At 37.1% G+C, this 25,563-nt stretch carries 21 protein-coding genes; 13 read left to right on the forward strand and 8 right to left on the reverse strand.

The window, feature by feature from the left end:
* Nucleotides 1–132 precede the first annotated feature (132 nt).
* A complete protein-coding gene (locus AAA923_RS02830) occupies nucleotides 133–513 on the reverse strand; it encodes a DUF4430 domain-containing protein (protein ID WP_435890156.1) in 381 nt (126 codons plus the stop codon).
* 168 nt (nucleotides 514–681) lie between these two features.
* Between AAA923_RS02830 and AAA923_RS02835 the strand changes: the two genes are divergently transcribed.
* The 3 genes from AAA923_RS02835 to AAA923_RS02845 are packed head-to-tail and all read left to right on the forward strand — an operon-like array spanning nucleotide 682 to nucleotide 3,789.
* A complete protein-coding gene (locus tag AAA923_RS02835; RefSeq protein ID WP_338214451.1) occupies nucleotides 682–1,611 on the forward strand; it encodes an energy-coupling factor transporter transmembrane component T in 930 nt (309 codons plus the stop codon).
* Nucleotides 1,545–3,128 carry an ABC transporter ATP-binding protein gene (locus tag AAA923_RS02840; protein ID WP_338214452.1) on the forward strand — a complete coding sequence of 528 codons (1,584 nt, stop codon included), beginning with the start codon at nucleotides 1,545–1,547 and terminating at the stop codon, nucleotides 3,126–3,128. The genes AAA923_RS02835 and AAA923_RS02840 overlap by 67 nt, the downstream gene beginning before the upstream one ends.
* Nucleotides 3,118–3,789 (forward strand): ECF transporter S component, encoded by a 672-nt coding sequence (locus tag AAA923_RS02845; RefSeq protein WP_338214453.1) that lies wholly within the window; start codon nucleotides 3,118–3,120, stop codon nucleotides 3,787–3,789. The genes AAA923_RS02840 and AAA923_RS02845 overlap by 11 nt, the downstream gene beginning before the upstream one ends.
* 37 nt (nucleotides 3,790–3,826) lie before the next feature.
* On the opposite strand, the gene AAA923_RS02850 is transcribed toward AAA923_RS02845, so the two are convergent.
* Nucleotides 3,827–4,546: an MIP/aquaporin family protein gene (locus tag AAA923_RS02850; RefSeq protein WP_041499224.1), complete on the reverse strand. Its 720-nt coding sequence runs from the start codon at nucleotides 4,544–4,546 to the stop codon at nucleotides 3,827–3,829.
* 131 nt (nucleotides 4,547–4,677) lie between these two features.
* Here AAA923_RS02850 and AAA923_RS02855 point away from each other — a divergent pair, with 131 nt between their 5' ends.
* The 3 genes from AAA923_RS02855 to AAA923_RS02865 are packed head-to-tail and all read left to right on the forward strand — an operon-like array spanning nucleotide 4,678 to nucleotide 6,598.
* A complete protein-coding gene (locus AAA923_RS02855) occupies nucleotides 4,678–5,247 on the forward strand; it encodes a cob(I)yrinic acid a,c-diamide adenosyltransferase (protein ID WP_041499223.1) in 570 nt (189 codons plus the stop codon).
* A gap of 11 nt (nucleotides 5,248–5,258) precedes the next feature.
* Entirely contained in the window at nucleotides 5,259–5,867 is a 609-nt protein-coding gene (locus tag AAA923_RS02860) for a sugar O-acetyltransferase (protein WP_338214454.1), read from the forward strand.
* Between the two features lie 20 nt (nucleotides 5,868–5,887).
* Nucleotides 5,888–6,598 (forward strand): DNA alkylation repair protein, encoded by a 711-nt coding sequence (locus AAA923_RS02865; protein ID WP_338214455.1) that lies wholly within the window; start codon nucleotides 5,888–5,890, stop codon nucleotides 6,596–6,598.
* Between the two features lie 69 nt (nucleotides 6,599–6,667).
* Here AAA923_RS02865 and AAA923_RS02870 read toward each other — a convergent pair whose 3' ends face one another.
* The 3 genes from AAA923_RS02870 to AAA923_RS02880 all read right to left on the reverse strand — a co-directional run bounded on the left by AAA923_RS02870 (nucleotide 6,668) and on the right by AAA923_RS02880 (nucleotide 9,427).
* Entirely contained in the window at nucleotides 6,668–7,468 is an 801-nt protein-coding gene (locus tag AAA923_RS02870; RefSeq protein ID WP_338214456.1) for a Cof-type HAD-IIB family hydrolase, read from the reverse strand.
* Nucleotides 7,469–7,576: 108 nt separating this feature from the next.
* The gene (locus tag AAA923_RS02875; RefSeq protein WP_338214457.1) at nucleotides 7,577–8,383 is read right to left on the reverse strand and encodes a Cof-type HAD-IIB family hydrolase; all 807 of its coding nucleotides are present in this window, start codon (nucleotides 8,381–8,383) and stop codon (nucleotides 7,577–7,579) included.
* Between the two features lie 66 nt (nucleotides 8,384–8,449).
* The gene (locus AAA923_RS02880; RefSeq protein WP_338214458.1) at nucleotides 8,450–9,427 is read right to left on the reverse strand and encodes an ROK family protein; all 978 of its coding nucleotides are present in this window, start codon (nucleotides 9,425–9,427) and stop codon (nucleotides 8,450–8,452) included.
* A 467-nt stretch (nucleotides 9,428–9,894) separates the two neighbouring features.
* Between AAA923_RS02880 and AAA923_RS02885 the strand changes: the two genes are divergently transcribed.
* The gene (locus tag AAA923_RS02885) at nucleotides 9,895–10,935 is read left to right on the forward strand and encodes an alpha/beta hydrolase fold domain-containing protein (protein ID WP_338214459.1); all 1,041 of its coding nucleotides are present in this window, start codon (nucleotides 9,895–9,897) and stop codon (nucleotides 10,933–10,935) included.
* A gap of 17 nt (nucleotides 10,936–10,952) precedes the next feature.
* On the opposite strand, the gene AAA923_RS02890 is transcribed toward AAA923_RS02885, so the two are convergent.
* Both AAA923_RS02890 and AAA923_RS02895 read right to left on the reverse strand, forming a co-directional pair.
* On the reverse strand, nucleotides 10,953–12,317 hold the full coding sequence (locus tag AAA923_RS02890) for an MATE family efflux transporter (RefSeq protein WP_338214460.1): 1,365 nt from the start codon (nucleotides 12,315–12,317) through the stop codon (nucleotides 10,953–10,955).
* 480 nt (nucleotides 12,318–12,797) lie between these two features.
* Nucleotides 12,798–15,497 (reverse strand): glycoside hydrolase family 65 protein, encoded by a 2,700-nt coding sequence (locus AAA923_RS02895; RefSeq protein WP_338214461.1) that lies wholly within the window; start codon nucleotides 15,495–15,497, stop codon nucleotides 12,798–12,800.
* Between the two features lie 221 nt (nucleotides 15,498–15,718).
* Here AAA923_RS02895 and AAA923_RS02900 point away from each other — a divergent pair, with 221 nt between their 5' ends.
* From AAA923_RS02900 to AAA923_RS02915, 4 genes are all read left to right on the forward strand, one after another.
* The gene (locus AAA923_RS02900; protein WP_338214462.1) at nucleotides 15,719–17,683 is read left to right on the forward strand and encodes a PTS sugar transporter subunit IIABC; all 1,965 of its coding nucleotides are present in this window, start codon (nucleotides 15,719–15,721) and stop codon (nucleotides 17,681–17,683) included.
* 812 nt (nucleotides 17,684–18,495) lie between these two features.
* Nucleotides 18,496–19,035 (forward strand): GNAT family N-acetyltransferase, encoded by a 540-nt coding sequence (locus AAA923_RS02905; protein WP_338214463.1) that lies wholly within the window; start codon nucleotides 18,496–18,498, stop codon nucleotides 19,033–19,035.
* A 416-nt stretch (nucleotides 19,036–19,451) separates the two neighbouring features.
* Nucleotides 19,452–20,987: a gluconokinase gene (gene gntK / locus AAA923_RS02910; RefSeq protein ID WP_338214464.1), complete on the forward strand. Its 1,536-nt coding sequence runs from the start codon at nucleotides 19,452–19,454 to the stop codon at nucleotides 20,985–20,987.
* Nucleotides 20,988–21,443: 456 nt separating this feature from the next.
* Nucleotides 21,444–22,115, forward strand: coding sequence for a DPBB and LysM peptidoglycan-binding domain-containing protein (locus tag AAA923_RS02915; RefSeq protein WP_338214465.1), 672 nt, complete (start codon nucleotides 21,444–21,446; stop codon nucleotides 22,113–22,115).
* Nucleotides 22,116–22,502: 387 nt separating this feature from the next.
* Here the strand turns inward: AAA923_RS02915 and AAA923_RS02920 are convergent, their stop codons facing one another.
* Complete coding sequence (locus AAA923_RS02920; protein ID WP_338214466.1) at nucleotides 22,503–22,808, reverse strand: PTS sugar transporter subunit IIB; 306 nt, start codon at nucleotides 22,806–22,808, stop codon at nucleotides 22,503–22,505.
* Nucleotides 22,809–23,096: 288 nt separating this feature from the next.
* Here AAA923_RS02920 and AAA923_RS02925 point away from each other — a divergent pair, with 288 nt between their 5' ends.
* Both AAA923_RS02925 and AAA923_RS02930 read left to right on the forward strand, forming a co-directional pair.
* Nucleotides 23,097–23,981 carry a LysR family transcriptional regulator gene (locus tag AAA923_RS02925; RefSeq protein WP_338214467.1) on the forward strand — a complete coding sequence of 295 codons (885 nt, stop codon included), beginning with the start codon at nucleotides 23,097–23,099 and terminating at the stop codon, nucleotides 23,979–23,981.
* 89 nt (nucleotides 23,982–24,070) lie between these two features.
* Nucleotides 24,071–25,498, forward strand: coding sequence for a C69 family dipeptidase (locus tag AAA923_RS02930; RefSeq protein WP_435890157.1), 1,428 nt, complete (start codon nucleotides 24,071–24,073; stop codon nucleotides 25,496–25,498).
* Nucleotides 25,499–25,563: the final 65 nt, after the last annotated feature.

Consider the following 25,563-nt stretch of genomic DNA (forward strand, 5'->3'; position numbering starts at 1 on the left):
ATAAAAGCATTACCTAGTGGCCTTATCAGGCAACTAGATAATGCTTCGCATTGAAAAAAACTATTTTTTCCACCACATCTCAAGTGGCTCAAGAGGTGTGATCTATTTTTGTGCTTTCAACCTTTAGTTATTCTAACCGTTATATTTAGAAAGTTTAAATTCAACGTGATCTTTGTTCTTTAATTTCTTCTTGTCAGCAGAAACGTTAACTTGTTTGCCGTTAACGGTAAAAGTCCAGTAAATTTTCTTCTTATTATTTTGTTTGTGACCGTCGATTTTTGAAATAAAACCGCCTTTGTCAGTTACTTTCCAGCCTTTTTTCAAACCGTCAGTAACAGTGGCACCTTTTTTGATTTTGATAGTCTTCTTGGCAATTTGTTTCTTGTTCTTTTTCAAAGTGTAAGTAACTTTGATATTCTCAGTCTTGCTAGCTTGAACAGTTGTTGCGGTAGCTGGAGCAAATACTCCTAACAACATCAATAAAGCAGCTAAAAATGCAGCAAATTTTTTCATTGTTCTCCTCCTAATATGTATACAACGATTTTCATTATAGCAAATTTTTAATGTCTTTTAATTCTTGACTTTTGCATTCTATTTGAAACAAATAAAATTTACGAAATACTTCGGATTTTACTTTCAGTAAGTTAGAATAAGAATATTGACTGTTAAGGAGGCGGCGTATTGAATAAATTGATTGTGAATTTCCAAAAGAATTGCAACAGTATTACGATGTTTGCATATTTACTCAATATTATCTTGATTACGCTGCTGTACAACAATCCAATCGTGCTGGTTGGGATATATGTATCCTTAATTGCTATGGTTGTTTTGACACGGCCAGAAAAAGTTAAATCATATTTAAAATTTGCTGGAATTATATTTTTTATTACGATATTATTCAATTTGATTTTGAATCAGCGTGGATCAAATTTACTGTTCGAGATTCCTTTTTTGAAAGTCACCACAGAATCGTTAATGAATGCGGTAATTTTGGGGATTTCATTCGTGAATCTGTTGTGGGCATTTTATCTGTATGATTCATTGATTCGAATTAAAACGGTCTTCGAATTATTAGCTAATCTGTTTAAAAGTATCGCTATTATTTTTATCCTAACAGTGAAATTCATTCCTAAAATCATTCAAATTTATACAGAAACTAAGACTGTTAGCCGATTTCGGACCCAACATCAAAGTAATGAACAGGGACTGTTGAAAAGAATCAAGCGAACAGTTGGCTTAAATGAAATTGTTTTGAACAAGGCGATTGCTAGCTTTATGAATGTTTCTGACACCTTGATTTTAAAGGGTTATGAACAGCGTCGTCGTAACTTGGGATACGTAGAATTTAAACGTTTTGATGTAATTATTTTAATTTTGGGATTACTTTCCGTAATATTTAATATAAGCATGTCAGTCCAACACTTGGGAAAAATCAATTTTGGTTCAGCCGATTTAAAAATTTCGACAGATGGTGTTGCTCTAATTCTAGTTATCAATTGTTTATTTATTTTATTACCATTATTAACAGGAGGAGTGAATTATTTATGGTGGAAATTTTACGGTTCGAAGACTACAGTTTCCGATACAATAACAGCCAAAAATTATCGTTAAAGCACCTTAATTTTTCACTTCAAAAGGGGGATTTTGTTACCTTAATCGGGGCTACTGGTAGTGGTAAGAGTACATTTCTGAAACAGATGTTACCGGAGTTGGCCTCGGGAAAAGTCATTAGTGGGAAGATAACTAAGCAAACCAAAGATTTCGCTTATGTTTCTCAATTTGTCGACAATCAAATGATTATGGAAACACCACGAGATGAACTGAAATTTGTTTTGGATAATCAAGATTGTACGACTAATGAAATTCAGTTACGGATTACTGAAATAGCAAGTTTCTTAGGTATTGTTGACTTGTTAGATCAGAATGTCGAGCAACTGTCTGGTGGTCAAAAACAACTGGTTAATTTGGCCAGTGCTTTGATTTTAAAACCTGAAGTCCTATTGTTGGATGAACCAACGGCACAGTTGGATCCAATTGCCGCCGAAAAATTATTGCAGATGGTTCACAAGGTCAATGTTGAATTTGATATGACAATTATTTTAGTCGAACATGAATTGGAACAAGCAGTCAAATTTTCCAAGCGCTTAGTGGTGATGGAAGATGGCAATATGTTACTTGATCAACCGATTGAACAAGGGTTAAAAGCAATTTTTCAAAATGACAATTATCGAAACTTTTTGACTCAAGTGGATCGTCTAGCATTGGAGTTGAACTTGGATACGTCAGTGCCACTTGATAATCAGACTTTAAATAGGGCGATTAGGTTCAAAAAGAAACAACTAAAGTGCCGTGATAGAGGACAAACTGTTTGGGTTGATAAGCCAATGATAACAGCAGATAAAATCAACTTTCGGTTTAATTTTAATGGCCGACAAATTATCGACAACGTTAGTCTAAGTTTGTTTCAAGGTCAGTCGTACTGTATCGTTGGACCAAATGGAATGGGAAAAACCACGCTATTGAAAGTTTTAACGCAACAATTGAAACCACAGTCAGGCAAATTACGTTATCGACGTAAAAAGTATGATGATAGTTTGTATGAAAATGTTTTTGTTTTGCCACAAAACCCATCATCATTGTTTATGAAGGATACCGTTCAAGACGAGTTAAATTATCAGATTGAACAGAGTAAAAGCAATAAAACTATCAATGATATTTTGGATAAGTTCTCTTTGAATGGCTTAGAGAAGCAGAGTCCCTATGATTTGAGTGGTGGACAGCAAGAATTCTTGGCGCTTGCATTGGGCTTTATTAAACGACCAGAAGTGTTGCTATTGGATGAGCCAACCAAGGGCTTAGATCCTAATAAGCGTATAGAATTGGGTGGTTTATTGCGTGAGTTCCAGAGAGGTGGCGGAACTATTTTGGTCAACAGTCACGACTTACTCTTTGCGGCTAGTTATTTTAATCATATTGCGATGATGTTTGATGGTAAATTGAGTGAATTTTCTGATCCAGTAAAGTTTTTCAGTGATAAGTTTTTTTATACAACCGAAATAAATAAAGCTTTGCGGGATATTTTTCCACAGGCTTTGACATGGAAGGATATCTTAAATCTTGAATCGTAAATCAATCTCATTATTAACTTTGGCAGTTGCGGTCTTATTATTGATGGTAATTTTCACCAGTAAAAGTTATTTGTTGTTCTCATTTGGATTTTTAATTGTAACTTTAGGTATCTACTTTTGGCGTTTTGAAAAAGCGCATCACAATTCACGTGAAGTAGTTTTTATCGCAATTATTTGCGCTTTAGCAGTTGTTGGGCGAATTATTTTTGCAGCATTGCCAGCGGTTAAACCGGAACTATTTATTTTGATAATGGGTGCCATCGTTAGTGGACCTGAAACTGGCTTTTTGATGGGGACAATTATTGCTCTGACTTCAAACATGTATTTCGGACAGGGTGTTTGGACTCCTTGGCAAATGTTTGGCTTAGGTGTTATCGGCTTGATTTCTGGATTAATGATGAATAAAAATGTTCCAACGTGGCTATTAGTTGTCTGGGGATTTGCCAGTGGCTTTTTGCTTGGTTGGATCATGGATATTTACTATATTATTGGTTTCGTTAATCCGATAACTATTAAAAGTATTGTCACATCAGTTGTTGCCAGTTTTTACTTTGATTTTGTCCATGCACTATTTACCGGTGTATTGTTATTAGTTGTTGGTAAACGTTGGATTAAATTATTTAATAATTATAAGAAAAAATATGATTTATTTAGGCAGTAAAAAAGAACATCCTCAAATGGGGATGTTCTTTTAGTTTTTAAGGAATCAATAGATAAGCAAATGCTGCAACGGCGCCACCAGCTAGAGGTCCAAGTACTGGAACCCAACTGTATGACCAGTCTGATTTGCCTTTGTTAGCGATTGGTAAGATTTGGTGAGCAATTCTTGGCCCCAAATCTCTGGCCGGATTGATGGCATAACCAGTTGTCCCACCAAGTGAGAAACCGATTGCCGTGATCAATAACCCGACGACGATTGGATTTAATCCTTGAGTGAATTTACCACGTGTAAATGCTAATAGGGCAAATACTAAGACGAATGTTCCAATAAATTCACTTAAGAAGTTAAAGAAGTAATTTCTAATAGCAGGTCCGGTGGCGAAAACTCCTAGAATTGCAGCTGGATCGTCAGTTTCCTGCCAATGTGGGTAGTAATTGAGCCAAACGATTGCTGCACCAACAATGGCACCCAATGTTTGAGCAATGATATAAGGGATGACTGATGACCAAGGAAATACTCCGGCAATTGCCATACCTAAAGTAACAGCTGGATTTAAATGAGCGGGACTTAAAAATGCTGAACAATAAATACCTAAAGTAACGGCTAATCCCCAACCTAGGGCAATGGCAATCCAACCAGCACCCTCAGCCTTTGATTTCTTTAAACTAACGGCGGCAACAACACCATCACCTAGTAAAATTAAAACCAAGGTACCGATGAACTCACCGACTAATTGTAATGTTAAACTATCTTGCATAGGCTTTCCTCCATAAGTTCACATGACTACGCTTACATGCTATTATTATACATAGCTGTCGGCAATAACACCATGAATTTACGTTGTGAAAGTGTATTTTAAGTAGACAGATTGTATGAGGAGTATTAAAAATGAAAATTTATACCAGAACTGGCGATAAAGGTCAGACAAGAATTATTGGAAATGACGTACTTTATAAATCAGCCCCCAGAATTAATTCTTACGGAACAGTGGATGAATTGAATTCTTTAGTTGGCGTTGTGATTGCCAATTTATCCGACAAAACGATTGTCTTGAAGGAAGAATTGGAAGAAATTCAACAATTACTATTTGATTGCGGGACTGACTTAGCTATTTCACCAACTGACAAAAAGCATGAATTTATTTTCAAAGATGATAATGGTTCGGTTGATTGGTTAGAAAAGAAAATTGACGAATATACTGACAAGACTCCAAAGATTCAGAAGTTTATTTTGCCAGGTGGTTCTAAAACTGCGGCCAATTTGCACATGGCACGCACAGTTACCAGACGTGCTGAAAGGGAAATCGTTGGGTTGATGCAAGAAGAACCTATCAATGATTTTGTCTTGAAGTTTATCAATCGTTTGTCAGATTATTTCTTCGCTGCTGCTCGTTACAGCAATGTGTTAGATGGCGTTGAAGATATTCAATATCGTAACAGTAAACCAGTATTTAGATAGGGGAAAGTTTTATGCGTTCAGAGAAAGAAAAAATGTTAGCAGGCGATTTATATATCGCTCATGATCCCGAATTGCGCGAGGATTTTAAGAAAGCGAAAGAACTAGTCCGTGAATACAATCATACGACTGAATATCAATTGGATGAGCGTCAAAGAATTATCAAGAATCTGTTCAAGAAGAGCGGTAAAGGCGACTATCTCGAGCCACCGTTTTATACTGATTATGGATGTAATACTGAAGTTGGCGATAATTTCTACACTAATTATGAATGTATTATTTTAGATATTGCTAACGTTAAAATTGGTAACAATGTCTTTTTCGGTCCACGTGTTGGCCTTTATACAGCAGGTCACCCAATCGATGCAGTTATTCGTGGCGAAGCATTTGAATATGGTAAGCCAATTACTATCGGTAATGATGTTTGGGTCGGTGGCAATGTGGTTATCAATCCTGGCGTTACGATTGGTAGTAACGTTGTAATTGGTTCGGGAGCAATTGTTACGAAGGACATTCCGGATAATGTGATTGCGGTCGGTAATCCATGTAAAGTATTACGTGAGATTAATGATGAAGATAAGAAGTATTGGAAATTAGAAAAGCAACGTTATTATGAAAATTAATTTTTAAAGGGTGATGAGGGATGCTATTAGACCTGAAAAATATATCTTGGTCAAATGATGATTATCAAAAATTTTTAATGGAATTGGAAGGTCTTAGTGATCCGAAATATCGTGAGCGGGCAGTAAAAATTGTCCCCACAGCGTATAATTTGCTGGGAATTTCCATGGGAGAATTGAAAAAGATTGGTAAAGAGATCAGTCATGGCAATCCTAAAGCATTCCTGAAGATAGTTGGAACTGAGAATTACGAGGTGGTAATTATTCAGGGATTTGTTCTCAGTAATCTGAAGTTGTCACTTTCGGAGTTTGAGAATTATTGTGATGAATATTTAGCCAAGTCCAATTCATGGGCAACTTGTGATATGGTAGTTCATTTTAAACAAGTGCAAAAGTTTCTACCAGAGTTTTTGTTTAAGATAAAAGAGTATTTAAATAGTGATAATCCGTGGTTGCAACGTAGTGGTTTGGTTTTTCTTTTGAAGTTCTATAATACCAATGAATATCGAAATGAAATTGTTAAATTGACTACCGAGATTGTCAGTGAAGATTATTATGTTCAAATGGCACAAGCTTGGTTGCTGGCGGTCGTATTTCCATATGATCAGGATAAAATTTATCAGATTATTAGGGATGATTCCCAAAATAAAGTTGCTAAGTTAACTGTTAGAAGAATCAAGTCGTTGCGACATACGACTGATGAAGAAAAAGAAATATTAACATCATTGTTATAAATGAAATAGAATCAAAAAAGGTGCCTTACAATTATTAAAAAATTGTAGGGCACCTTTTTGTATGGAGCTTTATTTTGATAGTTCAAAGAGTTCTTCCAAATGTTGAATAACACCTTGTTGATTGTTGTCGACAGTTTCAAATGGAGTTGTTTCGTGAACGATTGGTGAAGCATTTTTCATCGCAACACCGTGTCCAACGTAGCGTAACATTTCCAAGTCATTGCCGCCATCGCCAAAGGCACACATTTCTTCAGGCTTAACATTTAATTTTTCTGACAAGTAATCCAAGCCAGTTGCCTTGTTGACGTCGGCACGAATAACATCAATATCACCGTGACCACTTGTTACAATAGAAACTTCAGGTCCAATCATATCGGATAGTTTTTCCATATATGCTTCAGTTTCATCCTTAGGACAGCTGATAGAAAATTTCAAAATACCATCGTTGACGTCTTCTAATTTATCAACACTGGTGATTTCTGGAAAATAGAATTTACTCATTTTGTAAAAATCTGGCGTTACATCTTTTTTAATGTAGGCTGATTTTTCGCCACACATAACTGATTGCACGGCAGCAAGACTATCGAGCACCTTGATAGTTTTAGCAACAACGTCAGCTGTAAAAATATCAGTTTTATAAATTTCATCGTGACTACCAACTAGGGCACCATTTTCAGCTACGAAAAGAGTTTTGGGGAAATCCTTGAAGAAGTCTTTTAATTGGTAATATTGATTACCACTGGCGGAAACAAAGGTGATGCCATTCTGTGTCATGTAGTTGTAAACGCGACGAAAACGGTCAGTGTCAAAGTGTTTGTCGTCAGTTAAAAAAGTTCCATCCATGTCTGTTGCAACAAGCTTGATTGTCATAGTAAATTCCTTTCAATTTCAAAGCAGTATAGTGATGATTTTATCTGGAAATACTGATTTTTAGCAACTGTTTTTGGCAGGTTGAAGGATTAATTACAATTTGTATATTTAGAAAATAAACTTATCCAATGCTTTAGCAATACCGTCATTATCGTTGGTATCAGTGATGTAGTCAGCATACTCTTTGGCCAAGTCTGATCCATTGCCCATGCAGACAGCTGTTCCGGCAAATTTGAACATCGGTAAATCATTTTGCTCGTCTCCGAAAGCCATGACTTCTTCTGGTTTGATATTTAACAATTCAGTTAGCTGAGTTAAGCCACTACCTTTATTAACGTTCTGATGCATTAACTCCAAAAAGTTATCAGCTGCTCGAACAACATAATAGTCATCAGAGAATTTTTCCTTGACTGGCTTTTCGTAAGCATCTAAAGTTTCTTTTTCACCAACGATAGCCGCCTTAGGGATTTCGAAATCAGTGGGTAATTCATCGGGAGTTCTGACAAAAATACCGGCACTATTTTCCCAAGCTTGAACAACTGCAATACGATTAATGTCGTGATTTGATGTATAAACGTTGCTGTCATCATCCAGAACGTAGTATTGCATGTCATGTACGTCAACGTATTTCACGATACGGCGGTAATCAGCGTTAGTTAGAGTTTGACGAGAAAGAATTTTTCCAGATACCGTTTCAATCAAGGCACCATTATAAGTAATGACGTATTGCTCGTCACCAGAGACTCCGAGTTCCTTGAAAAAAGGACTGACACCGGCTAAAGGACGACCAGAGCAGAGAACGATTTTAATCCCTTGCTTGAGAGCCTTTTGTAAAGCTAGTTTAGTATCCTCAGTAATTTTACTTTGTGAGTTCAATAATGTTTGATCAATATCTAAAGCAATCAATTTAATCATGAATAGCTCCCTTTTTAAACTTAATTAATTAAGATAGAGATATTGTACCAAATTAGTAAAACGGTTTCAATCAACGATAAAGTCATTTAAAATTTTGTGTCGTCCAATCGTTGCTAAACCAAGACGATAATCTTCTTCAAAACTACGTTCAAAATCAATTTTATATTTCTCATGCAGTGGCAGACGTCTTTGAATAGTTTGTTTAATTTGATCAATTTGCAAATTTGAAAGTTGAGACTTCTCAGCATAAATGATAATCAAATTTGGATCAAGAAAACTGATAATGTTTTGCGTGTACTCAATTATTTGTTTAGAAAGGGAGGCATTTTGGTCAATAGTGCTGTATTCAACTTCTCCAGCCAAACCGTCCGCTCCATTTATCAGGCGATTATTAATTACAATCCCAACGCCAGGTGCAAAATTATTTGGAAAATAAATTCCGACAGCGATATTCTGACTCTCATTCAGTTCAATGGCAGCTCCAAAGGTACTGGCATTGACATCATTGACAACGACAGTTTTAATATCAGTCGCCGTCTCAATGGCTAGCGATAAATTGATACCTTGCAATGATTTAACATCACTAATTTGTAAGTAACCATCCAATTCAGCCCCAGGAACACCGATAATGATCTTCGCAGGTTTATTACTAGCAGTCTGTGATTTGATAAATTCAGTCAATTGTTCGACTGAAGTAATAGTCTGATTGTTGAATTGTTTTTGCAAAACTTTACCTTGCAAGTTAGTTAGAAAGTAAGTAGCCTTAATTTCCGTTCCATCTTCGACTAGGGAAACAATGCCTAATTGGTAAGCATCATAATTTAAACGATATATTTTAGCACGCCGACCACGCGTATTAACGTAATCGGTGGTAATGATTTCAGTATTATTAAGGATTATGGCCAGCAATTTGTTGATACTGACGATACTCAAACCAGTCAAAGCAGATAATTCTTTGGCTGAAAGTTGTTCATTTTCATCCAACAAATCAAGAATAGTTTGTAAGTTTTGTTGGCGGGCGGATAAGCGAAAATCTGTTTTCAAAATATTCCTCCTCGGTAATAGATAATTGGTTCAAAGTTGATAAAAATAATTATTTAATTTAGATTGAAAATATGTTTAAACATCGTGCATAATGTATATAGAAAGTTTATTGAGTTAGGCCGTTTCCAGATCTGAGAGTATTCATCTGCTGCGCGGCACGGTCCGAGCCAAAGAGCGGTCTCGAACCTCGGTTGAAGCCTTACCAAAGTTCGGTAAGTCTTCAACACGTCCGGTGGTGTAATGGCTAAAGCCATAACGCCACTTTCGCAGTAGATGAATACTCTCAGATCTTCCAACTAATTTATTCTTGTTGTTATTTTGAAATAATCTAGCCGTAGGGTGCCGATAAAATGGTAGGCCGTGGTGGAGTTAACATTAGAGCTTTAGCCTTTACACCGCGGCCTACCATTTCACCGGCATCTGGAGGCGGAATCCAAATATCCAAACGAAAAAGGATGGTAATGCTTATGATTAAAAATGATTACAACGTAGAATTAAATCGCTTAAATCAAATTGATGCAGTTGATATCCCTCATTTAAAGAATGTTCAAATGATTGTGAAAGACCGCATCGATGCACATTCATATGATCCTATGATCTATGACCATCTGAAAAATCTATCTGATGAACCTAGTTTACCAAATGATTTAACACAATTGCGCGATGGGAACAATCATAATGATATTCCCCAAGAAATGTATTCTAATGTAACTGTTGATGAAGAATATACGGATGCCTTGAATCGCCATGTGCGTTATTTGAAAATTTACCGTAACGATATAACGGAAGATTCCAAAGCGCTAGTCTATATGCATGGTGGCGGATTTTACGGTGGTACACCAGAAGATACTTTACCATTTTTACAGCTATTAGCTACTAAATTTACTGGGGTAATTTACAGTGTCGATTATGGTATTGCACCTGAAAATCCATTTCCATCTGGTGTTGAAGATGCTTTTTCAGTTGTCTCAGCAATCAGTCACTTGTATGATGAAATTTCTTTGTCAGGTGATTCAGCTGGGGCAGCGATTGCTCTGGGTGTTAGCCAATTATGTCATCTAACAGGCATCTGTGAAATTTATAAACATGTACTATTTTATCCAACTGTTGTTCATGGCTCTGATCACGATGGTTCGTTGTGGAATGATCGTTTGGTGCCGATTAAAGATGAACAACGCCGTGCACTGCACAATAATTATACCCAATTTAAATCACTTGATACGATTATGACTGATTATTATACAAACCACCAAGGACTTGATTTGTCAGCTCCAATTTTATCGCCACTCTATGCCGATCCGTTGAATTTTAAACGTACTTTAGTTTTGACGGGTGAGTTTGACCCATTCCGTTTGCAAGATGAAGCGTTTGTACAAAAGATAGGTATGGCAGGATGCGAAGCCAAATATATCCGTTATGGTGGTTTAGCACATGCATTTCTCAACTATGTCGGACGTATTCCAGCAGTTGAAGATGCTTTGAATGAATGTGCGGATGCTTTAAATTAAAAAGAACCCGAAAGCTATTAACTTTCAAGTTCTTCATCAGTTCCCAAGAGATTCTTGAGATTCCTAAGTTTTTTGAGTTCCATTCTCCAAGTGCTAACCAATACCAAGACTGATCCAGTCCATGCGAGTGGATTGGCCATGGCAGCTCCGTAAAATCCAAATAGTCGGATCAAAACGATACCTGCAAAAACTCTCATTAGAAGCTCGGCAATACCGGCGATAGTGGGAGCTTTTTGGTTGCCCAGACCTTGTAAAGTATACCTGACGATAAATAATATCGAGAGAATAAAATAACTGGAACCATTGAAATAATAATAAATTTGAATCAAACGTAAGACAGTTTCTTGACTGCCGTTCATGAATAGATGAGAAATGCTGCGACCGAAGAAAATCAAGAAGGCACCAATAACTAAACTGGATGAAACTGATATTAAAATGCCATCTTTAACACCTTGTAAAATTCGATCAAATTTTTTGCCACCAAGATTTTGAGCGGTGTAGTTTACCAAAGCTAGGCCAAAACTGAAGGCAGGCAAAGTAGCAATTTGTTCAACTCTACCAGCAACAGTATAAGCAGCCACAGCGTTAGCTCCCAAAGTGTTCAACATAACTTGCAAGATAATTGAACCAATGGCGATGATAGATGATTGAAAACCCATTGGCAAACTGATTTGTAGTAATTCCTTGATTTCAGCTTTATCAATCTTGAAGTCACTCTTCGTTAAAATCAAGTAGGGAATATGACTCCGAATGTAAAAGTATAGAATTACAAAAGTGATTGTTTGTGCGACAACTGTAGCCAGCCCGGCACCAGCAACGCCCATGTGTAAGTACAAGATGAAGACTAGTTCTAATAAAATATTTAGAACTGTACTTACGATTAAGAAAAATAGTGGAACACGGGAGTCCCCAAGCGCCCGCATTGTATTTCCCAGAAAATCAAAACCAACAAAAGAAAATATTCCTGCAAAAATAATTTCCAAAAAGATAAATGAATCATGAATCAATACCTTGGGAGTTTGCATTACTACAAGCAAAGGATAAGCAATCAAAAGGGCAAGGATAGTAAAAATTACGGCAATGCAGATTGAAATGATAATTCCAGATGCAAAACTTTTTCGAACCCCTCGTTCATCGTTAGCTCCATATTTTTGAGCGGTCAAAATAGTTAAACCACTAGTCATACCTTGAGCAAATCCGATGACTAAACCTGTTAATCCCCCAGTTGCACCAACACTGGCAAGAGCATCGACACTGATTGTTTTTCCGACAATTAACGTATCAATCAAACTGTAAAATTGTTGGAAAAAGTTACCTAATAGTAAAGGAATCGTGTACAGAAATATAACTTTCATAGGTCTTCCTTGCGTCAGATCTATCATATGTGTATATCCCTTTCATAAAGATTATGACTATTTTAGCATGTTTATTTTTTATAGTGACGTTGTTTGCGTATAAAAAAATTAATTTTTTTTGGTTGGTTTATTGAAGGATGCCGCTTCCGGTTACCAGAAATGTAGTACCGCTATGGGGACCGGTTCGAGCCAAAGAACGGTCTCGAACCTCGATTTTGAACCTTGCACAGTTCGCAAGTTTCAAAACTCGCCCCGTGGTGTAATGGCTAAAGCCATAACGCCACCTTCATAGCGTTACTACATTCTGGCAACCGAAAGCTAGGGTATTTTGAAATGATTTATATTTATCTATTTTCGATGGATGTACTCAAAGAGGAGCCTTATCACACTTGAATAATCAAGTATGCCAAGACTCCTCTTTTTTGATTTAATGGATTAATTAATTATTCATCCAATAAAAGATGAATACTCTCAGCTCTGGAAACGGTCTACTTCGCTAAGCTAGTTTTAATATGTTAATTGAATCTCCAGATTAGCTGTTAATGGTAATTTCTTACCAATGAAAATCACTTCGGTGTCTTGATTAGCTTTGATTGAAATGCCATCTGAAGTAATTTGAAACTTGAATTGTGTGCCTTTGAAATTCATCTTAAAGTCGATTTCGTCCCATTGTTCAGGCATGTTTGGATTGATTTCCAACACGTCGCCACGATAGTCGATACCGGCAAAGAAGGAAGTTACTAGGTTCAAGGTTGCTCCCATAACGCCTAGGTGGATTCCTTCGGCGGTCGTTCCACCTTGAATGTCATAGTAGTCGCTCGTTAGAGCTTCATAGAATAACTTCCAAGCCGTCTTGTTATCATCAGCTTTCAACAGAAGCATTGAGTACACGATTCTGGAAAGCGTTGAGCCATGAGTTGTCCGTTCAATGTAATATTTAACATTGTCATCAATGAACATCTCTTGATTGGTAATAGGGTAGCCGAGGTCAGCTAGAATGTCGAAAAAGTCTTGGTCGGTTAGATTAAATAGCGCCATCAGGGTGTCAGCTTGTTTGGCAACTTGATAGTTGTCAGGTGAGTCGTCATGAGCTTTTAGGATTCGATCCATACGTGAAATGTTGCCATATTCTTTACGATATTTGTCAAAATCGAGTCGTTTCAAATCAAAATAGCCTTCGAATTGTCCGAGAATATCATCTTGGAAATCGAGTTTTAAATTATGTCTGATATCATCGAGTTTTTGAATGTCGATATCGGAAAAGTTGGCCTTACGGAAATTATTGTCCAAGACATCACTGGATTCGGTATTGATTAATTTACTGATTTTCTTGAATAACCAACTGACCATAATGTTAGTATATGCATTATTTTTAAGACCGCTTTCTTCCTTGTCAGGGTAACCTTCATGGAATTCATCTGGTCCCATAACATTGCCAATCGTGTATCTACCAGTATTTTTATCCAATTTAGACATATCAATCCAGAATTTGGCAATATCCAGCAACATTTCGAGTCCATAGTGTTGCATGAATTTTTCATCGTGACTGAGGTGGTAGTAGTTTAGAACGTTATAAGCGACTGCCAATGAGACATGACGTTGCTTTCTGGAGTTGTCTGGATCCCATTTATTGGTAATTGGATTTAGGTGAACCTCTTGGGACTGCTCGTCGCCGTATAAACCACTTTGCCAAGGATACATTGCTCCACAATGTCCATCGTTTTCTGCATAATCAAGCGCTGCTTTGAGACGGTTATAACGATACATCAAGAGGTATTTAACTAGTTCTGGATTGTGTAAGACGTAGAAATTCATATCAAATAATTCGTCCCAGAAAATGTGCCCACGGTAACCTTCACCAGTCAAACCACGAGAACCAACTGAGGCGTCAAGGTCTTTGTTAGCATCGACCTGTGCGGCAGTAGTCATGCTGTAACTGTTGAGACGCAAGAGTTTTTGAGCGGTAATATCACCAGTAATGACTACATCTTCTTGTTTCCAAACTTTGTGCCAATCTTCGGCAGCTTGTTTGGCCGCATCAGCAAAACTTGGTAGAAATTCGTGTTTTTCGGCCACTGAAACAACATTTTCTTTAGTTTCTAGGGAAGTAAAGAGGCTGACGTCTTTTTCAAAGTAGTAAGTTTCTCCAGCTTGAGCGGTAAATTCAAGCCTTTGTTCAGCAATTTCATCTTCATTGTGAACACTATAAAGTGGGTTAACAATTGTTGGGTAATGAAGATCAGTTTTAATAGCAAGTTTGATATCTGATTGTACAGTGTGTGCTGCCATAATTGCTGCTTTGTCGATATTATCAATTTGGTCAATGACAAGATGTTTGTTGGCTAAATTACGGTATCTTTCAACATTAGAATTGACAACTGTGCCATCAATTTGTGTATAGATAGTGATTTTACCGTTGAAATTCATTGGGTTAATAGCATATTGCAAGTAATAGTCGTGATAGCTTTGCATATCTGCAACTTTTTTCTCAATAATTTGTAGCTCTTTACCATCTTCCAATTGAATTAATAAAGTAATGGTCAATATACCAGTTTTTAAGTCAAGTGAGCGGTTAGATTCTTTGATAACGCTTTCATCAATAGTAAAAGGCTGCCCGTCATTAATACTAAAGGTGATGTATTGGGCGTTTGGTAAGTTAACCAAATCTTCGTTGATAATATCACGGCCATTGATAGGTGTTGATAGTTGGTTGAAAACTCCTGCAATATAAGTAGCTGGATAATTGTCATCGTTTGCTTTAGCTTCAAGATAAGTACCACGAAGTCCGAAATAACCATTGCCGATTGTCTGCATGGATTCTTGTCCATATTGGCGTTTACCATGGTCGAGTCCGTAATAATCGAGGTGCCAAGTTGAGTAGTCAATCTCATGTTCGGCAGCTAAAAGTAAATTTGAATCAACTTTTTCTTCTATATTAATGACTGGAATATGGAAGATATTTTCTAACTCAGTCCCAAAGTCGATAACCTGTCCAAGAAATTCGATAGCATTCTTTTTTAAAAGAAATTTGCTAGAATTTGTGATTACAATGACATTGGGTTGGCTAGATAGTGAGTCCTTGAATGCTTGCAAGTTTTGTTTAAGTTCTATATTTGAATCAAAATTATACGACTTTTCATCAATTGCGTTTTCACTGTTAGCATAAGTTATTTTTGAATCGGTGATCTTAATATACATTGGTTTCATAATAAACTCCTCCGAAAGATATCTAGAATGAAATAGAACAAAAATTCAATATATGTTTAAACACATTCGTACTATCCTGATTATACACCCCGGTTTAACAAATTTAACGCACATTTTATAAATAATTTTGTTACGACTTGATGTTTATACAGGACGAGTTGTATTATAGTAACAGATAAGGATGTAACCGGTTCCTGATAATTTTAAGGAGGTGCTTTTCTATGAAAGGTATTAAAATGCTTGCTCCTGTTTCTGGACAAGCGGTTGAAATGTCTGAAGTTCATGATCCGATGTTTTCTGAAAAGGCTATGGGCGAAGGCTTTGGGGTTATTCCTGATGATCAAACAATCGTAGCTCCAGTTTCAGGTAAAGTTATGCTTGTCGCATCAACCAAACATGCAATTGGATTTGTTACTGACGATGGATTTGAAGTTTTGGTCCATATGGGTGTCGATACAGTCGAATTGAACGGTGCTCCTTTCGAACTATTCGTTAAAGAAGGAGACAATGTTAAGGCTGGCGATACAATTGCAACGATGGATATTGATGCCGTCAAGAAAGCTGGTAAGGTGACAGACGTTATTGTAGCTATCACTAATACAGCTAAGATGGTCAAAGAGATCCACGTTACTAAAGGAAATGTTAAATCTGGTGCCGTTGTGGCGGAAGTTGAACCAATGGCTCCAGGTGAAGCAGTTGCTAAACCAAAGGGTAAAGTAGATTACAATCAACTTGGTAAAGACATTGTTAAAAATGTTGGTGGAGCTGCCAATGTTGAAAATGTAATTCACTGTATTACCAGAGTTCGTTTCTATTTGAAAGACGATAACAAAGCTAAAGACGATGTTATCAAGAATATGCAAGGCGTTTTGGATGTAGCTAAGGCTGGGGGACAATATCAAGTTGTTATTGGACCAGCAGTTGAAGATGTCTATGATGCTGTTGTTAAAGCTTTAGGACCTGGTTTCGGTAGTGATTCTGATGCTCCAAAGCAAGAAAAAGTTGCTGCTCCAAAAGGTGTCTGGCCTAAGACAAAATTTTATTTTAGTGCTCTAATCGGTGTTATCACGGCCAGCATGATGCCTATCATTGGATTGTTAGCTGCTTCAGGTATTTTGAAAGGTCTTTTGGCTTTGATTGTGTCTGCTAAATGGCTCTCTGCAACAAGTTCAACTTACATGATCATCAATGCGATGGGAGATTCAGTCTTCTACTTCCTACCAATTCTAGTTGGTTTTACAGCTGCTAAGAGATTGGGCGCAAATCAAATCATCATGGGTGTTATCGGTGGTGTTTTGGCATATCCAACCTTGGTACAAGTTGCTACAAAGACTAGTTCCACAGCTATGAATATTAACTCTTCATTCTTTGGTATTCCGATTCACATTGCTAACTATACTTATTCAATTTTCCCAATGATTGCCGCAGCTTGGATTGCTGCTAAAATCGAACCATGGCTCAAGAAACATATCGTTATGTCACTACGTATGATTCTTAGTCCTTTGCTAGAAGTATTTATTGTCAGTGCAGTTATCATTGTCGTTGTTGGACCAGTTATCACATTGCTAAGTTCATACTTAGCTGCCGGTATCGTTGGATTATTGAAGATTAGTCCAGCTATCTCTGGATTAGTTATTGGTGGACTTTATCAATGCTTGGTTATTTTCGGATTACACTGGGCCGTTATTCCAGTTGTTGCCAGTCAAATCGCTACAACCGGACACAGTGCATTGAACGCCATCGTTTCAGCAACAATGGTTGCTCAAGGTGCCGCTGCTATGGCAGTCTTCGTTAAAACAAAGAAGAATATCGACATGAAACAAATTGCCGGTGCCGCAACACTTTCAGCCTTTGCTGGAGTTACAGAACCCGCAATGTATGGTATTAATTTGAAATACGGACGTATCTTCTGGACAGCTAATATCGGTAGTGCTGTTGGTGGTTTAATCACTGGACTATTGCACGTTGATATGTGGGGCTTTGCCGGATCATTGATTGGTTTCGCTTCATTCATCAATCCAAAAGGTATCGATAGTAGTTTCACAGGTTATCTAATTGCATCAGCTGCAACAATTGTAGTTGCCTTTACATGTACATACTTGTTCGGCTTCAAAGAAGAAGATCTCGAATCAAGCCATGCAGTTGAAAAGGTAAGATTAGGTAGTCGTGAACCAGCTGCTAACTAAAAATGAATATAAGTATTGAAACTATTGCAATAAAATAGTTTTTAAATACGAAAAAAGAGATACTTATGCATTCATAGGTATCTCTTTTTGACGGGATTGATTATTATAAGAGTAATCTTTTAAAGGGTGGCCGTCTCTAGGACTGAGAATATTCACCTGCTATGCGGACCGGTCCGAGCCAAAGTGCGATCTCGAACCTCGGTTTGAAGCCTTACCATAGTTCGGTAAGTCTCCAAACTCGCCCGGTGGTGTAAGAGCTAAAGCTCTAACGCCACACCCACAGCTGGCGAATATTCTCAGTCCTTCCGACTAGTGTTTTTTTGATTGTATTGACTATATAGATGTAGATGCCTCGAATGTTTTAATTTGTGTTGTTTATGTCTTTAGTATTTTGGGATTAGATTATAATGGAAACCTTAGAGGATACTACAAAATCTGAGGATTGGATGTAAGTAACTCCTTTGTTACGATATTTTAGTTGTGAATAACTGGAGTATTTCGGTTAAATTATTCAAATTAAAAGAACAAATTAGTTGGAAGAGTTGAGAGTATTCATATGCCGCGAAACAGTGGCGTTATGGCTTTAGCCATTACACCACCGGGCGTGTTGGAGACTTTTCGGTTTTTGAAAAGGCTTCAACTGAGGTTCGAGACCGAACTGTGGCTCGGACCGTACCGCGCAGCAGATGAATACACTCAGCTCTGGAAACGGCAGTACTGTATAAATTGTTTAAGAATATTTTTATATTTATTTCATTTTAATTTTTTAACGTATAATCAAAGTAAGCGTTTTTTATTCTGGAGGTAAATTAATGGCTGAAGTTAAAATCAGACCGGCTCAACCAGAAGAAGTGGAAGAGTTTTGGGAGATAGCATACAGTAATCCTGATCCTGAATGGGCAAAGTACAATGGACCTTATTTCCATAATGTTTTGCCAAGTAAGGAAGAGTTTGTTAGCGTGATTGCGTATCGAAACTGGATTCATAATAAGAATCATTTGTTAATAACTTTTGATGATAAAATAGTTGGTTCCGTTGGAGCTGGCTTTGAAGATGGAAAATTGGAACGTTGGCTCGATATGGGAATTATTGTTTACCGTGACGATTTATGGGATGAACATATCGGTACTAAGGCTTTAAAGTTATTTATCGACTATTTATTTGGAATTTATGATTTGCCACATATTGGATTAACTACATGGTCTGGAAATCCAAGGATGATGCACGTTGCTGAAAAAGTAGGGATGAAGCAGGAAGCATGTGTGCGTCAGGTTCGCTATTATAATGACCGCTACTATGATTCTGTTAAATACGGGATTCTTCGTGATGAGTGGGATAAGTTAAAGAAATGATATGAGTTTGTCCGCAAGGGTGGACTCTTTTTTGTTTTCTACTTACAATCTAAAGGTTGAAAGTTTAGTTAATTATGCCGTTTCCAGAGCTGAGAGTATTCATCCGCTGCGCGGTACGGTCCGAGCCACAGTGCGGTCTCGAACCTCGGTTGAAGCCTTTTCAAAGAACGAAAAGTCTCCAACGCGCCCGGTGGTGTAATGGCTAAAGCCATAACGCCACTTTCGCTGCAGGTAAATACTCTCAGCTCTTTCAACTAATGTATTTTTATAATTTGAATGAGCAGATAAAAACTCTTTCGTTATTAAATGAATTACAACTCGGGTTGTTACAACAAAGGTTATATTAGATTTTCATCTTTCAAGGTTCAGTTACAATTAAAATGTGTTTCTACTATTATAAAGGGAGTTTTTTGGTTATGGATTATATGCTTGGAGTTGATATTGGCACGACTAGTACGAAAGCTGTTCTTTACGATATGAAAGGTAAAGTAATTGCCTATGCTAATGCTGGTTATAAGTTGTATCAAGATGTGCCTGATATGGCCGAAGAAGATCCAGACGATATTTTGGATGCGGTTGTTGCAGTTATGGGGCAAACGATTCAAAAAAGTAAGGCTCAAACAACTGATGTCAAGGGAGTTTCATTCTCTTGTGCTATGCATAGTTTGATTTTGATGGATCAATCTGACCAACCATTGACTCGTGCAATTACATGGGCTGACAATCGTGCTGCCAAATACAGTGAAGAGTTGAAGAATAATGGCCTGGGTGCAGAAATTTATGCCAAAACTGGTACACCGATTCATCCAATGGCTCCTTTATTAAAAATACTTTGGTTACGTAATGAAAAGCCAGAATTATTCAAACAAGCAAAGAAGTTCATTGACTTAAAAACTTACATCTTCTTCCGTTTATTCGGAGTATATAAGATGGACTATTCGATAGCTTCGGCTACTGGAATGTTCAATATTTTCAACTTAGATTGGGAACCACAAGCTCTAGATTTATTAAAAATTTCACGTGAACAATTACCAGAATTAGTTGAACCAACTGCTAAAATCACAGGTATTGATCCAAAATTTGGTAATTTGTTAGGAATTTCAGCTGAGACACCATTCATTTTTGGAGCCAGTGACGGAGTATTGTCCAATTTAGGCGTTAATGCGATTGACCCTGGAGTAGTTGCGGTAACAATTGGAACGAGTGGGGCGGTTCGTGTCGTAGTTGATAAGCCAGTGGTAGACCCTGATGGAAAACTTTTCTGTTACGCTTTAACTAAGGATAAGTGGGTCGTTGGTGGACCAGTTAATAATGGTGGTATCGTCTTTCGCTGGGTCAAAGATCAATTATTTGCACCTGAACGAATTACTGCTGAGCAAATGCAAGTTTCTACCTATGATATTTTGACTCAAATTGCTGAGAAAATACCTGCAGGTTCGGATGGATTACTGTTTCATCCATATTTAGGTGGCGAACGAGCTCCAATTTGGGATGCTTATGCAAGAGGGTCATTCTTTGGCCTAACGAGAAAACATACCCGTGCTCATATGGTCAGAGCGGCATTGGAAGGTATCGTCTACAATTTATATGTCGTCATGTTAACGATTGAGAAAATTACGGGTAAACCTAAGAGTATTCAAGCAACTGGGGGCTTTGCCAGATCATCATTGTGGCGTCAATTGTTGGCTGATATATTTGAACAACCAGTGACAATACCAGAGAGTTTCGAGAGCTCATGTTTAGGTGCAGCGGTATTGGGGATGTATGCATTAGGTTATGTGGATGACTTGTCAGCGGTCAAAGACATGATTGGCGTAACTCACGTTCATCAACCAAATGAAAAGAATTTCGAAGTCTATCGTGAATTGTTACCAATTTGGATTCGTCTGTCAGAAGTGTTGGAACCAGAGTATAAAGAGATAGCAGAATTTCAAAAGAGACATGGTGATTAAATAATCGTTATCCAGATATATTTATAATTATAGTTTTCAACAAGAAAATGAAAGCAAAATAGTAAGGCCTGAGAAGCATATAAATGCTTTACTTTGTTGAGAGGTGTATAAAAGTATTTAATTTGTATTCTTAATATTTGCATAGAAAAGTGAGCTATAAACCCTAATAGAATGGGATTCATAGCTCACCTTTTAATCTATTTATAACAAAAACGCTAATAAAATAACGAAAAGTTTTCAGAATAAGTCATTAAATATGTTTAATTTTATAATTTTGTGATTGCTTATGCACCAACGAAATAACGAACATTTGTTTCATTTGTATTACTAAGATTACAGAAAACTGCTTTTTTGTAATTATACAGACGTTGTTGTGTAATAAAAGCCTGTTAGTATATGCAACATAGCAAATGAGGGCTAGACAAAATACTTTAAATATAAGGATGTAATTTATTCATGAAAAAAGTTTTATCAATCGCTTTATTAAGTACTATGGCATTAACAGCAATCGCATCATCAACTAAGACTGCTGAAGCTGCAGTAATTCTCGACAATCACCATGTTCAAGTTGAAGCAGGAGATACTTATAAAGATATCGCTGCTAACGCTGGCGTAACAATCGCTGAACTAGAACAAGCAAATGGCCGTGAAATCGGTGGATTTGACTTGATTTTCCCAGGTGAAACAGTTACATTGCCAGGTGCAACAACACAAGTTGCTACACAACAAGCATCAACAACACAAGCAGCTGCTGAAGACACAAGTTACCAAGCTCCTGCACAACAAGCTACACAAACACAAGCAACTACTACAACAACACAAACACAAACTGATTCTACACAAGCCACAACTCAAACAGGTACATCACAAGGAACATTCAAGATTTCTTTCTATGATCCAGCTGTACTAGGTTCAAACATGGGTTATAGCGGTGTTGCTGCTAACCTTTCAGTATTCCCTAAGGGTACAACTCTTAAGATTACACTTTCTGACGGTACAGTATTGATCAGAACAGTTAATGATACAGGTACATTTGCATACAGTAACCCTAACCAATTAGACGTTGCTATGCCAAATAACCAAATCCCTTCATACGGTGTTACAACAGCATCTGTTGAAGTACTTTAATATAAAATAAATTTGTAAAATTAGAGAGACCTGGAAATATCGGGCCTCTTTTTTTGTTGCCGTCTCCAGAGCTTAGAGTATTCATCTGCTGCGCGGTACGGTCCGAGCCAAAGGGCGGTCTCGAACCTCGGTTGAAGCCTTTTCAAAGACCAAAAAGTCTCCAACACGCCCGGTGGTGTAATTGCTAAAGCAATAACACCACTTTCGCGGCCGATGAATACTCTAAGCTCTTCCGACTAATGTATATATTTTTAATAATTAAATTGGCATCTCGAATTACTTTAAGAAGTTATAAATAAACGCATGGTACTATTCGAGAATCTATTGTAAATATTGCATTGTTTAAATAGCCTGAATATTGATAAATTTGTATACTTTTATCTTTAATTAATCCATTAAAGATAGAGCCTGATGTAATACATTTTCTCCATTCATCGTCCCGTAATCTTTCATATCGATAACCTCTAGTGGAACGTTGACTTCCTTAATTATGTTGTTGAATAGAAATTTAATTTGAGGTCCAAGTAAGATTACTGAGGGGTGATGAAGTTTAGCTTCTTGTGGAATGGCTGAGCTGTTTGTGGCAAAAATATTAACATCAATATTGTCTTTTTTTGCTGCTTTTAGCATTTTTGTCACTAATAGAGAACTGGACATGCCTCCAGCACAAGCTAACATAATTGTTTTAGTCATTGTGATCCTCCTTGAAGCTATATTATGGTCAGTATATTCTTGGGTTGGAATTTCGACAAGACAAAAACATGATTGAAAGTTAACGATGCTTTGTTCTACTTTAAGTGTTTTTAGTTTTCTACTCCTTCTCAAAATTAAATCACCCCATTCGAGCCTTAAAAGAGGGCTACACAGTAGGACTTATAACAACTTAATCCGTTGACATAATCATAAGTAGAAACGATAATAATGTAAAATACCTATTATCATTCGTTTATCATTCACTTTTTGCATGTTAAGGAGATATTTATGGAAACCAGATTACTGCATTATTTTATTGTCCTAACACGAATTGGAAATATCACTAAAGCTGCTAATGAATTACACATTACTCAACCAACATTGTCACGTCAGTTAAAGGACCTTGAGGATGAGGTTGGAACGCAACTGTTTATTAGAGGAAAACGTTCCATAACTTTAACTGATGCAGGAGTTTTGTTTGAACAGAGAGCCAAAACTATGTTGGATTTTATGGAACAGACTAAACAAGATTTACATTCACAACATTCAGATTTAGCAGGGAATATTCGAATTGGTTGTGTTGAGAGTAAAGTTTCTAAATACGTGGCTGCTTGGATAGCATCATTTCAAAAGCAACACCCTAATATTACGTTCAGCCTCTATAGTTCGGATGGAAATGCGATTAAAACTCGACTTGATAATGGAGAATTAGACGTAGGATTCTTGATTGAACCAGTTGAGTCGGCTAAATATTGGGCACAATCAATTCCAGTAATAGAAACTTGGGGATTAATGATGTCTAAAGATGCACCCTTAGCAAACCGGACTAGTATTATTGGTAAGGATTTGCTGGGTATTCCATTATTGGGAGCTAGACGAAGTATCGTGATTGATCAAGTTTCGACATGGTTGAATATTGACCCAGATAATTTAACACTCTGTGGCAATCGTAATCTTGAAAATAACGTCATGCCGCTGATTACTAGACATGGATATTTTGATATTGCAGTGGATGGTATGTTAGATTTTTATCCAAATGGACCAATAAAATTAATACCATTTGATCCAATTTCTCAGACAGGTCACACGTTTATTTATCGAAAGAATCATCAACCAACACCAATTGCTCAAGCATTTATTGACTATGTCTCTGCTGAGATTCAAACCATGTAATCTGTGAAAATTACAAATTTTCTAATAAACCTACTGGCTTATCGTGGAGTTTAATCCTATACTTGATATCAAAGAGGGAGTGAACGTAAATGATAAATACAAGTTCCGATTGTACTGAAATTCTAGTTGGTAAAGCTGCTAGTATGGATGGTTCCACTATTGTCGCCCGTAATGAAGACGGCTATGCGCCAATCAATCCGATTAAATTTGTTGCTCATGAAGCAAAAGATCAAAAAGATGCCTTTTATGTTTCAATAACTACTGGTGTTAAAGTACCGCTACCTGATCACGCTTATCGTTACACCGCTACACCACAGGCTGACCAAAGCGATGGACAATATGAAGAAGCTGGTATCAATGAGTATAACGTTGGTATGAGTTCAACTGAAACGACTGCAACTAATGCTCGTGTTTTAGGTTACGACCCACTAGTTCATGATGGTGTTGATGAAGAAGCAATGTTGACTTTGGTTTTGCCATACGTCAAGACTGCTAAGGAAGGTGCCATTCGTTTAGGTGCTTTGCTAGAAAAATATGGTACTGGTGAATGCAACAGTATTGCTTTTAATGATAAAGATGAAATTTGGTTATTAGAAACAGCCGGTGGTCACCACTGGGCAGCAATGCGTTTGCCTGAAGATACATACGCTATCGTACCTAACCAGACCGTTATGCAAGAAGTTGACGTCAATGATACTGATAATTTCTTAGTTGCGACTGATTTAGTTGAATTTGTGAAAAAGCACCATTTGAATCCTCAACCAGGACACTTTAATTTCCGTGAAATTTTTGGTACTCAAAGTGAAGCTGATGCTTATTACAACACGCCTCGTACGTGGTATGGTCAAAAATTATTCAATCCAGAAATTGAACAAGAACCAACAGCTCAAGATATGCCGATGTTTAGAAAGCCAAGTAAGAAATTGGCAATTGAAGATGTTGAGGAATTCTTGTCATCACACTATAACGGGACTAAGTATGATCCATTCGGTACATTTGCTTCTGGAACAGCTGCTGAACAACGTCAGTTCCGTTCAATCGCTATGGACCGTAATCAAGCTTCATCAATTCTTCAAATTAGAAATGATGTTGACGAAAATCACGCTGCCGTACAATGGCTATCATTAGGATTCTTTGCATACAGTCCATATGTGCCTTTCTATACAAATATTAAAGACACTCCAGAAGACTACAAGAATACAACTAATGACGTTGATATCAACAATGTTTATTGGCTAGAGAAAACATTGTCAGTTATGATCGAGCCACATTATCACGAATACTCAGATATGATTCATGCTTACTTAGAGGGATGTCAATCATACGGACGTCAACGTTTGGAAATCACTGATCAAGTTATCGATGGTTTCAACGATGATGTCGCTGGATTCTTAACTGAAAGTAACATGAAGACAGCAGGCGAAATTTCAAGTCGAACACACAAATTGTTTGATGAAATTGTTAAAAAAGGTTTGATGTTATCCAAGACAACGTGGGAAAAGGGACAGAACCTTTAATTTAATAAAGTTATGAATAAGGGACTTGGGGAAACTACTCAAGTCTTTTTTTTGTTGACTATGAT

This window comes from Companilactobacillus muriivasis (assembly GCF_036246245.1).
GTDB classification, from domain to species: Bacteria; Bacillota; Bacilli; order Lactobacillales; family Lactobacillaceae; genus Companilactobacillus; species Companilactobacillus muriivasis.